We start from the raw sequence: 15,832 nt of genomic DNA, 5'->3' as shown, positions 1-15,832 counted from the left end.
GCATGCGGGGCAGGGCCTGCCCGATGCCACGCAACTGCGTGCCAGCTTGCTGCAGAGCCTGCCCGAATACATGGTGCCGGCCCATTTTGTCGTGCTCGATCAGCTGCCGCTGACCTCGAACGGCAAGATCGATCGCAAGGCATTGCCGCTGCCGGACATGACGCGTAGCGATATCGGCTATGTGGCACCGCGTACCCCCAGCGAAGAGATCATGGCCGGGATCTGGGCAGAGATCCTGAAGGTCGACAAAGTCGGCATCCACGACGATTTCTTCCTGCTCGGCGGTCACTCGTTGTTGGCTACCCAAATGATGTCGCGGGTACAAAGCGCGTTGCAGATCGGCCTGCCTTTGCGTGCCCTTTTCGAGGCGCCGTCGATTGCCGCGTTGATGCTTAAAGTGGCTGCGGCCGATACCGGCGTCAGTGCGCCGCCGCTGCGGCAAGTCAACCGCGATGCGCCGTTGTCGCTATCGTTTGCCCAGCAGCGCTTGTGGTTCCTCGATCAATATGAATCACGCCGCGAGGTCTACAACATCCCGGCTGGCGTGCGCCTGAGCGGACATCTCGATGTGCTGGCGTTGACTCGCGCGCTCAACGAGATCGTGCGCCGCCACGAAGCGCTGCGCACCTCGTTTGCGGTCGTCGATGACCTGCCGGTGCAAATCATTGCGCCGGTACGGTTGTTGCCGCTGGAAACCACCGACCTGAGCGGCTTGCCAGTCGCGGACCGTGAAACACAGCTGCGCCTGCAGCTGCGGGACGAGGCGAGCACGCCTTTTGATCTTGCGGCCGGCCCGTTGATCCGTTATCGCCTGATCCGACTTGCCGAGCAGGAGCACGTGTTGCTCTTGACGATGCATCACATCGTGTCGGACGGCTGGTCGATGGGCATTGTGGTGCGCGAAGTGGCCGCCTTGTATCAGGCCTTTATGCAAGACCTGCCATCGCCGTTGGCCGAACTGCCGATTCAGTACGCCGACTTTGCCCAATGGCAGCGGCAATGGCTGAGCGGCGAGGTGCTGGGGCAGCAGCTGAGTTATTGGAAACAGCAACTGGCCGATAGCCCCAGCCTGCTGACCTTGCCGACCGACCGGCCACGACCCTCGTCGCTAAGCCACCGCGGAGCCATGCTGCCGTTCGCGCTGCCGGCAGCCCTGGTGTCCGGCTTGCAGGGGCTGAGCCGGCAGACGCACAGCACCTTGTTTATGACGCTGTCGGCGGCCTTTAACCTGCTGCTGGCGCGTTACTCCGGGCAAAGCGATATCTGCATCGGCACGCCGATCGCCAATCGCAACCGTACCGAGATCGAGCCGCTGATCGGCTTTTTCGTCAATACCCTGGTACTGCGCACCCAGGTGGATCTCCATGCCGGTTTCCATGCGTTATTGCAGCAGGTGCGGCAGCACACGCTGGATGCGTATGCACACCAGGATGTGCCGTTCGAGCAGTTGGTTGAAGCCTTGCAGCCGGAGCGGCACGCGAGCTACACGCCGCTATTCCAGGTGATGCTGGTGTTGCAGAACACCCCGATGGACGAGCTGGCTTTGCCTGGGTTGGTCTTGAAACTGCTGGACAACGAGATCAGCACGGCCAAGTTCGACATCACCCTGGCCTTGACCGAGGCCGAGGAAGGCTTGCAGGGCTATATCGAGTACAGCACCGACCTGTTCGAGCTGAGCACGATCGAACGCATGGCCGGGCATTTCACCAACCTGCTGCAAGCCATCGTGGCCGATCCGAACCTGGCGGTGGGCGAGCTGGCGATGCTGGACCCGCCCGAGCGTCAGCAGCTGCTGTATGGATTCAACGACACCGCGACGGTTTATCCGAACGTGCAAGCGAATGCGCACAGCCTGCATCAGCTGTTCGAAGCGCAGGTGCTGCGCAGTGCAGGGCACACGGCGGTGGTCTACGAAGGCGTATCGCTGAGCTATGCCGAACTCAATGCCCAGGCCAATCGACTGGCGCGCCACCTGCGTCAGCTTGGCGTGGGGCCGGAGGTGCTGGTGGGTTTGTGCGTCGAGCGTTCGCTGGAGATGATCGTCGGCTTGTACGGCATCCTTAAAGCCGGCGGTGCCTACGTGCCGCTGGACCCGGCCTATCCGTCGGAGCGGTTGGCGACGATTCTTGAAGACGCCCAGCCGGCGGTGGTGTTGACGCAACGGCGCCTGCGCGCGCATGTGCCGGCGGGACCAGGCCTGGCGGTGTTCTGCCTGGACAGCGACATCGACACGCTGGCCAGCTATGGCGACGACAATCTCGAGCACCAGACCCAGCCTAATCATCTGGCCTATGTGATTTATACCTCGGGCTCGACCGGCAAGCCCAAGGGCGTCGGCATCGACCAGCAAGGCATCGTCAACCGGTTGCAATGGATGCAGCAAGCCTATCCGCTGAGCGCGGCGGATCGTGTGCTGCAGAAGACGCCTTTCAGCTTCGACGTGTCGGTGTGGGAATTCTTCTGGCCGTTGATCGAGGGAGCGACCCTGGTGGTGGCCAAGCCGGGCGGGCATCAGGACGTGGCCTATCTGGCCGAGCTGATCGATAGCCAAGGCATTACGACCTTGCACTTCGTGCCACCGATGCTGGATGTCTTCCTCAATGAATTGCAGCCCGGTCGCGGCAAGTCGCTGCGGCAGGTAATGTGCAGCGGGCAGGCCTTGCCGCTAGAACTGCAACAGCGTTTCTTCGCCAGCTGGGATCACGTGGCGCTGCATAATCTGTACGGTCCGACCGAGGCCTCGGTCGATGTGACTTACTGGCCGTGCCAGAAAGACAGCACGTTGAACTGCGTGCCGATAGGCAAGCCGATTGCCAACATCCAGATTCATATCCTGGATGAGTCGCTCAATCCGGTGCCGGTCGGCGTGGTCGGGCATTTGTATATCGCCGGCATCGGCCTGGCCCGTGGCTATATCAACCGGCCCGAGCTGACGGCGAAGACCTTTATCCCCAATCCGTTCAGTGCGGTTGCGGGGGCGCGGATGTATTTGTCGGGCGATCTGGCGCGCTATCTGGCGGATGGCAGCATCGAATACCTGGGCCGCAGCGATCATCAGGTCAAGATTCGCGGCCTGCGTATCGAGCTGGGCGAAATCGAGGCGACGCTGGCGGCGCTGGATGCCGTACGCGATGCGGTGGTGTTGGCGCGCGAGGACAGCGCCGGCAGTAAACGACTGGTGGCTTATCTGGTGGCGCACGACGGGCAGGTGTTGCCGGACGAGGCGCAGCTGCGCACGGCGCTGTTGAAGTCGCTGCCCGAGTACATGGTGCCGGAGTACTTCGTCGCGCTGGGCAGCATGCCCTTGACCGCCAATGGCAAGGTCAATCGCAACGCCTTGCCGGCGCCGGAGATGGCAAGGCATGAGCTGGAGTACATAGCGCCGCGCACGCCGACCGAACAAAGCCTGGCCGCTATCTGGGCCGAGCTGCTGCAGCTCGATCGGGTCGGTGTCCATGACGACTTCTTCGCCCTGGGCGGCCATTCGTTGTTGGCGACGCAGTTGATGTCGCGGATCGGGACGATATGCCAGGTCAAGATATCGCTGCGGACGATTTTCGAATCGCCGACCCTGGCCGGGATGGCGGCTGCGGTCGCGCAGGCCGGCGCTGAACTGACAGCGGCATCGTCATCGTCGCTGTCGATAGAGGTACCCAGTGAGGCCTATCCGCTGTCGTTTGCGCAGCAGCGTTTATGGTTTCTCGATCAATTGGAAGGCCAGCGATCGGCCTATAACATCCCGTTGGCCATTCGCTTGAAAGGTCAGCTCAACCGGCAAGCGCTGCAAGACGCCCTCAATGACATCGTGCATCGCCACGATGCGCTGCGCGCGTACTTTGACCGTGCTGACGGTATGCCGGTGCAGCGCATCATGCCGCGACTGGACTTGGTGCTGGCGCTGAATGACTTGCGCCATGGTTCGGTGCAGCAGCGCCAGATGCAGGCGCATGGATTGATGCTTGAGGAAACGCGTATCCCGTTCGATCTGCAAGCCGGGCCGTTGATCCGCGGCAGCCTGCTGCAACTGGACGAGCAAGAATACCTATTGTTGCTGACCATGCATCACATCGCCTCCGATGGCTGGTCGATGGGCATACTGGTACGCGAGGTCAGTACGCTGTATGCGAGCCACGCACTGGGTTCGCCATCCACGCTGCCTGAATTGCCGATGCGCTATGTCGATTTCGCCAGCTGGCAGCGACAGTGGCTGAGTGGCGAGGTGCTGGAGCGGCAGTTGAATTACTGGAAGCAGCAACTGGCGGGTAGCCCGACCTTGCTGACCTTGCCGACGGATTATCCGCGCCCGGCCACGCAGAGCCAACGCGGCGCCACGCATCACTATGTGCTTCCGGCCGAGCTTAGCGTCAAATTGCAGGCGTTGAGCCGGAAAACGCAGACCACCTTGTTTATGACCTTGTGCACGGCGTTCAACGTGCTGTTGGCGCGTTACTCTGGGCAAAGCGATATCTGCATCGGTACGCCGATCGCCAATCGCAATCGCGCCGAGATCGAGGGCATGATCGGCTTTTTCGTCAATACCCTTGTGCTGCGTACCCAGGTGGATTTGCATCTCGGCTTCACCACGCTGCTCAAGCAGGTGCGCGCGAACACGCTGGATGCCTATACCCACCAAGATGTGCAATTCGAACAATTGGTAGAAGCACTGCAGCCCGAACGCGATACCAGTTATTCGCCACTGTTCCAGGTGATGTTGGTGTTGCAGAACGCGCCGATGACCAAACTGGCCTTGCCTGGGCTGCAGTTGGAACTGGTGCCGAGCGAAAGCACCACGGCCAAATTCGATCTGAGCCTGGCACTGACCGAAGGCAAAGACGGTTTGCATGGGGATTTCGAGTACAGCACCGACCTGTTCGAGCTAAGCACGATCGAACGCATGGCCGGGCATTTCACCAACCTGCTGCAAGCCATCGTGGCCGATCCGACTCTAGCGGTGGGTGAGCTGGCGATGCTGGACCCGCCCGAGCGTCAGCAGCTGCTGTATGGATTCAACGACACCGCGACGGTTTATCCGAACGTGCAAGCGAATGCGCACAGCCTGCATCAGCTGTTCGAAGCGCAGGTGCTGCGCAGTGCAGGGCACACGGCGGTGGTCTACGAAGGCGTATCGCTGAGCTATGCCGAACTCAATGCCCAGGCCAATCGACTGGCGCGCCACCTGCGTCAGCTTGGCGTGGGGCCGGAGGTGCTGGTGGGTTTGTGCGTCGAGCGTTCGCTGGAGATGATCGTCGGCTTGTACGGCATCCTTAAAGCCGGCGGTGCCTACGTGCCGCTGGACCCGGCCTATCCGTCGGAGCGGTTGGCGACGATTCTTGAAGACGCCCAGCCGGCGGTGGTGTTGACGCAACGGCGCCTGCGCGCGCATGTGCCGGCGGGACCAGGCCTGGCGGTGTTCTGCCTGGACAGCGACATCGACACGCTGGCCAGCTATGGCGACGACAATCTCGAGCACCAGACCCAGCCTAATCATCTGGCCTATGTGATTTATACCTCGGGCTCGACCGGCAAGCCCAAGGGCGTCGGCATCGACCAGCAAGGCATCGTCAACCGGTTGCAATGGATGCAGCAAGCCTATCCGCTGAGCGCGGCGGATCGTGTGCTGCAGAAGACGCCTTTCAGCTTCGACGTGTCGGTGTGGGAATTCTTCTGGCCGTTGATCGAGGGAGCGACCCTGGTGGTGGCCAAGCCGGGCGGGCATCAGGACGTGGCCTATCTGGCCGAGCTGATCGATAGCCAAGGCATTACGACCTTGCACTTCGTGCCGCCGATGCTGGATGTCTTCCTCAATGAATTGCAGCCCGGTCGCGGCAAGTCGCTGCGGCAGGTAAGGTGCAGCGGGCAGGCCTTGCCGCTAGAACTGCAACAGCGTTTCTTCGCCAGCTGGGATCACGTGGCGCTGCATAATCTGTACGGTCCGACCGAGGCCTCGGTCGATGTGACTTACTGGCCGTGCCAGAAAGACAGCACGTTGAACTGCGTGCCGATAGGCAAGCCGATTGCCAACATCCAGATTCATATCCTGGATGAGTCGCTCAATCCGGTGCCGGTCGGCGTGGTCGGGCATTTGTATATCGCCGGCATCGGCCTGGCCCGTGGCTATATCAACCGGCCCGAGCTGACGGCGAAGACCTTTATCCCCAATCCGTTCAGTGCGGTTGCGGGGGCGCGGATGTATTTGTCGGGCGATCTGGCGCGCTATCTGGCGGATGGCAGCATCGAATACCTGGGCCGCAGCGATCATCAGGTCAAGATTCGCGGCCTGCGTATCGAGCTGGGCGAAATCGAGGCGACGCTGGCGGCGCTGGATGCCGTACGCGATGCGGTGGTGTTGGCGCGTGAGGACAGCGCCGGCAGTAAACGACTGGTGGCTTATCTGGTGGCGCACGACGGGCAGGTGTTGCCGGACGAGGCGCAGCTGCGCACGGCGCTGTTGAAGTCGCTGCCCGAGTACATGGTGCCGAGTTACTTCGTCGCGCTCGAGCAGATGCCCTTGACGCCGAATGGCAAGGTGAATCGAAACGCCTTGCCGGCGCCGGACATGACTCGCGACGAGGTGGACTATGTCGCCCCGCGCACCGCCGACGAACGACGCATGGCGGAGATCTGGTCGGACATTCTCAAGGTCGACAAGATCGGCCTGCATGACGATTTCTTTGAGCTGGGCGGCCATTCGTTGTTGGCGACACAGTTGATGTCGCGTATTGGCGCGGCGTTCGAGGTCGAGGTGTCGCTGCGGACGATTTTTGATGCGCCGACGCTGGTCGAGATGGTCAGTCAGGTGGTGCCGGCCAGTGCGGAAGATGAGGACCTAGCGCAGGTCATGGTCGAACCGGATCAGGCCTATCCGCTGTCGTTTGCGCAGCAGCGCCTGTGGTTTCTGGATCAATTGGAAGGTCAGAATTCGACCTACAATATTCCGCTGTCCGTGCGCTTAAAGGGCCGGCTTGACCGCGCCGCGTTGCAAGGTGCGATCAATGATGTAGCGCAACGCCACGATGCCTTGCGCGTGCATTTTGAAAACCTGGACGGCACCCCGATGCAGCGCGTCAAACCGCGCCTGGACTTGGCGCTTGGCCTTGATGACCTGCGCCATCTGGCCCCGAAAGAACGTAAGGCCAGGGCGCAATGGCTGATACTCGACGAGGCGCGCACGCCTTTCGATCTGCAAACCGGCCCGCTGATGCGCGGCAGCCTGCTGCAGCTGGAAGAGCAAGAGCATTTGCTGTTGCTGACCGTGCATCACATCGTTTTCGATGGCTGGTCGATAGGCATCCTGGTGCAAGAGGTCGCGGCGCTATATGCCAGCCGTGCGCAGGGAGTGCTGTCATCGCTGCCGGCGTTGCCGATGCGTTATGTCGATTTTGCCAGCTGGCAGCGGCAGTGGCTGAGTGGCGAGGTGCTGGAGCGGCAGTTGAATTACTGGAAGCAGCAACTGGCGGGCAGCCCCGCCTTGCTGAGCCTGCCCAGCGACCGGCCGCGCCCGGCGGTGCAGAGCCAGCATGGCGCGACGCTGTCTTATGCCATTCCGCTGGAGCTAAGCATCAAGTTGCAAGCGTTGAGCCGGAAGGCCCAAGGCACCTTGTTCATGACGCTGTGCGCGGCATTCAACGTGTTGTTGGCGCGTTACTCTGGACAAAGCGATATCTGCGTCGGCACGCCGATCGCCAATCGCAACCGTGCCGAGATCGAGGGCATGATCGGCTTTTTCGTCAATACCCTGGTGCTGCGCACCCAAGTGGATTTGCGTCTGGGCTTCAGCACCTTGCTCAAGCAGGTACGCGCGAACACGCTGGATGCTTACACCCATCAGGATGTGCAATTCGAACAGCTGGTGGAGGCGCTCCAGCCGGAGCGGCATACCAGCTATTCGCCGCTGTTCCAGGCCATGCTGGTATTGCAGAACGCGCCGATGGGCGAACTGGTGCTGCCGGGTTTGTCGATGAGCGTGCTGGACAGCGAAAACAGCACCGCCAAGTTCGACATCACCCTGACGTTGACCGAAAGTGACGCCGGCCTGCAGGGCGATTTCGAGTACAGCACCGATCTGTTCGACGCCAGCACCATCGAGCGCATGGCCGATCATTTCACCCGCTTGCTGTATGCGATCGTGGCGGATCCGACCTGCCCGCTGGACGATCTGGTCATGCTTGGCGACGACGAACGCCGTCTCATGCTGAGCGAATGGAACGATAGCCTGACCGATTTTTCCGACGAAGGCGTGCACGCACAGTCGATTCAGCAGTTGTTCGAAGCGCAGGCGGCGCGTACCCCGGGCGAGGTGGCGGTCATCCATGAAGGAACCGCGCTCAGCTATGCCCAATTGAATGAGCAAGCCAACCGTCTGGCTCATCAGCTGCTGGCGATCGGTGTGCGCCCGGATGCCCGCGTGGCGATTTGCGCGGAACGTGGCGTAGACATGATGGTCGCCATCTTGGCGACGCTTAAGGCGGGTGGCGCCTATGTGCCGATGGACCCGGCGTATCCGCTGGATCGGCTGGCATACATGCTGGAGGACAGCCAGCCACTGGTGCTGCTGACCTGCCTGACGCAACAGGCCCGCGCCCGGCTGGAGCCCGCGCTAGCGCAGCCCGCGGCGCAAGCGCAGGCCATGCTTACGCTGGATCTACACGCCGACGTATCGCGCTGGGCGCAGCAGCCCGCCGACAATCCCGGCGCTGACGCAACGGGGCTGTCGTCACGGCATCTGGCCTATGTGATCTATACCTCGGGTTCGACCGGACAACCGAAAGGCGTGATGGTTGAGCACGCCACGGTGCTCAATTTAATCCATAACCACGTGCGCACCTGCGCCCTCAGCGCAGCCGATCGCGTGCTGCAATTCGCCTCCTTTGCCTTCGACGCCTCGATCGAAGAAATCTTCCCGCCGCTGACGGTGGGGGCGACCGTGGTGCTGCGCCCAGCCGAACTGATGGCGCCGGACGAGTCATTCTGGCAGTTGCTGCGAGACATGCGCATCACCGTGGCCGAACTGCCTACCGCGTTCTGGCACCAATGGGCGCAGCAGGATGGGCCTGCATCTCAGGCGGGATACGAGTCGTTGCGCCTGGTGGTGGTCGGTGGCGAGAAGGCGGAAAAACGCCATCTGGAGCAATGGCGACAGAGCGCGCTGGGACGGGTGCACTGGCTCAACACCTATGGCCCCACCGAAGCGACGGTATATGCCACCGCGTTGATGATGCATGAGCACGATGCGTTGCCGGCCGGCGAGATACCGATCGGCCGCCCGGTGGCCAATACGCAGATCTATATTCTCGACAACCGTTTGCAACCGGTGCCGATGGGTGTGGCGGGCGAGATTTACATCGGCGGCGCCGGCGTGGCGCGCGGCTACTTGAACCGGCCCCAGCTGACCGCGGAGCGATTTGTGATCGACCCGTTCGGCAAGACGGCGGACGGGCGCCTGTACAAGACCGGCGATCTCGCCCGCTATCGGCCGGATGGCCATATCGAGTACCTGGGGCGCAATGATTTTCAGGTCAAGATTCGCGGCTTTCGTATCGAGCTGGGTGAGATCGAAGCGAAGTTGGCGGCGATCGGCGGAGTGCGCGAAGCCGTCGTGCTGGCACGCGAAGAGGCGGATGGCGACAGGCGCCTGGTGGCGTACGTGGTGGCCGAGGATGCTATCGAGCTGAATACAGAAACCCTGCGTGCGCATCTGGCCACGCAGTTGGCCGGCTATATGCTGCCCAGCGCTTACGTCATGCTGGACAGGTTGCCGCTGACCGCGAACGGCAAGGTCGATCGCAAGGCGTTTCCGGCACCTGGCCCGGCCTACCTGGAAGCTGCGTATGTGGCGCCGCGTACGCCGGCGGAAGAGATCATGGCCGGTATCTGGGCCGAGATCCTGAAGCTGGATCGGGTCGGTATCCATGACGACTTCTTCGCCATGGGTGGCCATTCGCTGTTGGCGACGCAATTGATGTCACGGGTACAGCGCGCGCTGCAGGTCAGCTTGCCGTTGCGCGCCTTGTTCGAGGCGCCGTCGATTGCGGCGTTGATGCTTAAGCTGGCCCAGGCCGATGCCGGCGACAGCGCCCCGCCGATCTTGCCGGTCAGCCGCGAGGCACCGTTGCCGCTGTCGTTTGCGCAGACGCGGTTGTGGTTCCTCGATCAGCTGGAGCGGCCTAACGCGCTTTACAACATGCCGGCCGCCGTTCGCCTGCGCGGGCGGCTCGATGTCGATGCGCTAACCCGCACGCTTAACGAAATCGTGCGCCGGCATGAGGCGTTACGCACCTGCTTTGCCGGCCACGATGGCGCGCCGGTGCAAATCATCACGCCGCGGATGGCGTTGCCGCTGGTCATCGACGACTTGTCACATTTGCCGGCGCACGAGCGCGAGGCCAGCGCGCAAAGATGGTCGGCGCAGGAGGCGCAAACACCTTTCGACCTGGAAACCGATCTGCTGATTCGAGGCGCGTTGCTGCGGCTCGACGAGGATGAGCACCTGCTGCTGTTGACGATGCACCATATCGTCTCCGACGGCTGGTCGTTTGCGGTCTTGGTCAATGAAATCGCCGCACTCTACGCGGCCTATACGCAAGGCCAGGCTTCGCCGTTGGCCGAGTTGCCGATTCAATACGCGGACTTTGCCCAGTGGCAGCGACAGTGGCTGAGCGGCGAGGTATTGGAGCGGCAGCTAAGTTATTGGAAGCGCCAGTTGGCCGGTGGCCCCAGCCTGTTGATGCTGCCGACCGATCGGCCACGGCCGGCACTGCCCAGCCACCGTGGCGCCACGCTGGCCTTTATGTTGCCCCAGCCGCTGGTAACGGGCTTGCAAACCCTTAGCCGGCAAACGCAAAGCACCTTGTTCATGACCTTGTCTGCCGCCTTCAGCGTGCTGTTGGCGCGGTATTCGGGCCAGCACGACATCTGCATCGGCACGCCGATTGCCAATCGCAATCGCACTGAAATCGAGAACTTGATCGGCTTCTTCGTCAATACGCTGGTATTGCGCACGCAGGTGGATCTGGCGCTGGATTTCAACGCTTTGCTGCAGCAAGTGCGGCAACACACCCTGGATGCGTACGCGCACCAGGACGTGCCGTTCGAGCAACTGGTCGAGGCCTTGCAGCCGGAGCGGCATACCAGCTATTCGCCGTTGTTCCAGGTGATGCTGGTATTACAGAACCTGCCGATCGACGAGCTGGTTTTGCCGGAGCTGTCGTTAAGCGTGCTGGACAGCGAAAGCACCACGGCCAAGTTCGATATCACGCTGACCCTGGCCGAAGATCTGCAGGGCATGCAGGGCTATTTTGAGTACAGCACCGACTTGTTCGAGGCGAGCACGATCGAGCGCATGGCGGATCATTTCACTCGCTTGCTGCAGTCAATCGTGGCCCACCCCGGCGTGGCCGTCGGCGAGTTGGCGATGCTGGGTGACGACGAACGTCAACAGTTGCTCGTTACGTTGAACGAGTCCGCGATGGTTTACCCGGACATCCAGCCCGACACGCAGACGCTGCATCAGCTGTTCGAAATGCAGGCTGCACGTAGCCCAGGCCAAGTGGCGGTGCTGTGCGAAGGCGAGTCTTTGACCTATGCGCAACTCAATGCGCGGGCCAATCGCCTGGCGCGTCATCTGCGCAGCTTGGGGGTGCGGCCGACTGCGCTGGTGGGTTTATGCATCGAGCGCTCGCTGGACATGATGGTCGGACTGTTCGGCATTCTGAAAGCGGGCGGCGCTTACTTGCCGCTGGACCCGGCTTATCCGCCGGAACGGCTGCAAACGATTCTGGCCGATGCCAAACCGATGGTGCTGCTGACGCAAGCGCCGCTGCGCGAGCAGGTGCCGACGTTGCCAGGCCTGCCGGTGTTCTGCCTGGATAGTGACGCTGAAGCGTTGGCGGGTTATGCGGACGACGACCTCGGGCATGCCGCCCAGTCAACCGATGCGGCCTATGTGATTTATACCTCCGGCTCGACCGGCAAGCCCAAGGGCGTGATGGTGGCGCACGGCTCGCTGTTGAACTACGTGGGCTACGTCGTGCGTGAGTATCTGGGCGAACACATGAGCGGTGCGGTAGTGAGCTCGCCGCTGGGCTTCGACGCGACCGTGACGACACTGCTGCCGCCGTTGCTCGTGGGCAAGCCAGTCGTTCTGCTGGCGGATAACGAGCAGACCTTGCCGCAACTGTCGGCGCGTTTATTCGCACCCGGCGCGGCGTGGCTGTTCAAGATCACCCCCGCGCACCTGGAGGCCTTGTCTTATCTGGATCAGGCCGAAGCGGTGGATGAGACCGGCAAGCCAGGTGAGGCGGCGCAGTGCATCGTGGTCGGCGGCGAGCAGCTTAGCCTGGCGATATTGCGCCGCTGGAAGGGCGAGCTGCTGCCGGCGGCGACCTTCGTCAACGAGTACGGCCCGACCGAGACCACGGTGGGTTGCTGCGTGTGGCGGCTGTCGGATGCGGCCGAGCTGCATGCGCTGGACGGCGTGGCCGCGCCGATCGGCCGGCCGATCGGCAACACCCGGCTGTATGTACTGGACGAGGGCATGCAGTTGCAGCCGATCGGTAGCGTGGGCGAGCTATACATCGGCGGCAAGGGCGTGGCGCTGGGTTACCTGGGCCGCGCCAGCTTGACCGAGGAGCGTTTTGTGATCGACCGCTTTAGCGGCGAGGCGGGCGCGCGCCTGTATCGCACCGGTGATCTGGTTCGCTATCGCGCCGATGGCGAGCTGGAATTCCTCGGCCGGCGCGACGATCAGGTGAAGCTGCGAGGCTTCCGCATCGAGCTGGGCGAGATCGAGCAGCAGCTGGCCGAGCTGGCCGATGTGCAGGCGGCGGCCGTAGCGCTGCGCGAAGACGCGCCGGGCGAGAAACGGCTGGTGGCCTATGTGGTGCCGATGCAGGTGCCGCGAGACCGAGAGCAGGAAGCGGCGCTGATGAACAGCTACCGCCTCGGCCTGGCACAGCGGCTGCCGGACTACATGATGCCTAGCGCTTACGTGGTGTTGTCGTCGCTGCCGCTGACAGTGAACGGCAAAGTGAATCGCAAGGCATTGCCGCTGCCGGATATCGCCCAGGGCGACGCGATGTATGTGGCTCCGCGTACGGCAACCGAACAGGTCATCGCGGATATCTGGGTGGATATCCTGAAGGTGAACCAGGTCAGTGTGTTTGACGACTTCTTCAGGCTGGGCGGTCACTCTTTGCTGGCGGTGCAATTGGTGTCGCAACTGCGCAAGCGGGCCGCCATCGACATGGCCTTGCGCGATTTGTTTTCGTATCCCACCCTGGATGCACTGGCGGCCTTTCTTGATTCGAGCAAGACCGCGTCTAGGCATTCGAATCTCGTTCCGATTCGAGCGCATGGCTCGTCGACGCCGTTGTTCCTGATTCACCCGATTGGCGGGGAGGTTCAATACGCGTTTGACCTGGCCCAGTATCTGGATGCCGAGCAGCCGGTGTATGCCTTGGCGGCCCGTGGCTTTGCGATGGGCGAGACTCCGCAGAGCAGCATCGTCGAGATGGCGGCTAGCTCTCTGGGGGCCATGCGGCAAGTGCAAGAGACCGGCCCGTACCTGATTGCCGGCTGGTCGCTAGGCGGGATGATTGCCTATGAGATCGCTCATCAATTGCTTGCCGCGGGCGAAGCCGTCGACTTCGTCGGCATGATCGATAGCGGCAGCAGCGAGTTTCTGCGTGCGTCATGGCAGGCATCGCAGGCTGATGAATACGACGAATGCCGGGCGCTGTTGAACTGGGTGGTCGATCAACATCCACAGGTTGCCGATGCACGACAACATCCGGCCTACGACGAGCTGATCGCACTGGCCAAGCGTAAAGACAGCGACGCCATGATCGCCGTATGCCGACGCGAAGCGCTGTTGCCGGCCTCGTTCGATATGGCGCTGGTCAAACGCATACTGGCTTTGTACCAGGCGGGAGCCGGCGCAGCCGAAAGCTACCAGGCGCCTGCCGCGGCGATGACCGTCAACTTCTTTGCCGCCGACCGCTACGAAGGGGAAGACCTGGCGCTGGGATGGGGCGGGTTGCTGGGGCCATGGCTGGAAGTAACCAGTATCGGCGGTAGCCACTATTCGATCGTGCAGCCGCCGCATATCAAGAAATTGGCACGTGAAATCTCCGCCAAGATCAAACCCGATGGCACCAGCGTCGAGTTGCTCTTTGCCAGTCAATGATTGCAATGAAACATGTTCGGGAACGACACACTTACGCTTAGGAAAACCATCATGGATTCAAATACGTTAGTCCCTGAATTGGACGCCGAAAACACCGGTGAACTGAAGTATTCACGCACGATTGCCGACTTGCCCGGCCCCAAAGGTCAACCCTTTATCGGCAACCTGATGCAGCTGACCGGGCGTCAATTGCATCTGACGCTGACCCAGTGGATAGGCGAGTTCGGGCCGATATTCCGGGTCACTGCTTTTGGCAGCCCGATGGTCATCGTCTCCGATCGCACCGTCGTCAATCACTTGCTGCGTGAGCGCCCCGAGGCTTTCAGGCGTAGCCGAAATCTGAAGGCGGTCATGAACGAACTGAAGATCGGCGGCGTCTTTACCGCGGAAAGCGAAGATTGGCGCAAGCAGCGCAAGCTGGTCATGGGCGGCTTGAATGCCGAGGTGGTGCGAAACTTCTTTCCCACGATGGTCTTCATGACCGATCGCATGCTGCAGCGCTGGAAGACCGCGGTGGTGGCCGGCAAACCGGTCAATCTGCGTCGCGATTTGAAAGCCTTGGCGCTGGACATCATCGTAGGCATCGCCATGGGCCACGACATCGATGCGGTCAACGATGACGATAGCCGGCTGCAGCGCAATATCGACAATCTGTTTCAGCGGCTGGGCAATCGCACCACGGCGCTGTTCGACTATTGGCGCTATTTCAAGCTGCCGGTTGACCATGCGGCCGATAAGTCGGCAGCCGAGGTGGAGCAGGCGGTGGAGGAGTTCATCAAGAATACGCGCGAGCGCTTGAAGCAAGAAGCGCATCTGCAACGAAAGCCCGCCAATATGCTGGAAGCGATGATTGTCGCCAGCGAGAATCCGGAATCGGATTTCACCGATCAGGAGCTGATCAGCAATGCCATCCTCAGTGTGATCGGCGGTGAAGACACGACCAGTAACTCGATTGCCTGGATGATTAACCTGCTGGCGCAGAACCCCGCTGCCGCCGCCGCGTTGACGGCCGAAGTGGACGCGGTACTCGGCGACGCTCCGCTGGCGCACGAGTGGGAGATGATGAAGCAGTTTCCGTATCTTGAAGCGGTGCATAACGAAAGCCAGCGGTTAAGGTCAGTGGCGCCTTTTATCGGGCTTGCCAGCAATGCCGACTGCGTCGTCGCCGAGACCTTTATCCCCAAGGATACGGCGGTCTTCGTGGCGACCACGGGCGAGGGGCTGGACGAGGCCCAGTTTCCGAACCCCGAGTTGTTTCAGCCGGAGCGCTGGATCTTTGAGCAAAAGCCGCAGCGGGACGATGACCCCACGCGCAAGCTTTTCCCATTCGGCGGCGGCGCGCGTTTGTGTCCTGGCCGGTTTCTGGCGCTGACCGAAATCAAGGTGGTGGTATCGATGCTTATGCGGCATTTTGAACTGGAGCTGGACCCGAAGGCGCCACCGGTCGAGCAGGTGATGAATTTCTTCGTCGGCCCGAGCGCCGTGCCGGTGCGGCTCAAACTTCGTGCGTAGCCATGGACGATATGCGCACCGGGGGTACACCGACATGACCGTGATCGCCAGCCGCAGCGAGGGCGGGCCCGGTGGCTTCAAACCGCCTGCGCCGCACCGATCGAGAGCTTATGGCCGTGAAGTTGCCATTCGAGGGGC

At 61.9% G+C, this 15,832-nt stretch carries 2 protein-coding genes; both read left to right on the top strand.

Annotated features, from left to right (window positions below; all coding sequences use genetic code 11):
- Window positions 1-16 precede the first annotated feature (16 nt).
- Window positions 17-14,182: a non-ribosomal peptide synthase/polyketide synthase gene (locus OUZ52_RS09910; protein ID WP_323135334.1), complete on the top strand. Its 14,166-nt coding sequence runs from the start codon at window positions 17-19 to the stop codon at window positions 14,180-14,182.
- A 51-nt stretch (window positions 14,183-14,233) separates the two neighbouring features.
- Window positions 14,234-15,694, top strand: a complete 1,461-nt coding sequence (locus OUZ52_RS09905) for a cytochrome P450 (RefSeq protein WP_266158223.1) — start codon at window positions 14,234-14,236, stop codon at window positions 15,692-15,694.
- Window positions 15,695-15,832: the final 138 nt, after the last annotated feature.

The sequence above is a fragment of the Dyella silvatica genome (assembly GCF_026283955.1).
Taxonomy (GTDB): Bacteria; Pseudomonadota; Gammaproteobacteria; order Xanthomonadales; family Rhodanobacteraceae; genus Dyella_C; species Dyella_C silvatica.
This window is presented reverse-complemented; position numbering and strand designations above follow the sequence as displayed.

Excerpts from the sequence above, each read along its gene's own strand:
- OUZ52_RS09905 (WP_266158223.1), top strand. The coding sequence starts at position 14,234 with ATGGATTCAAATACGTTAGTCCCTGAATTGGACGCCGAAAACACCGGT.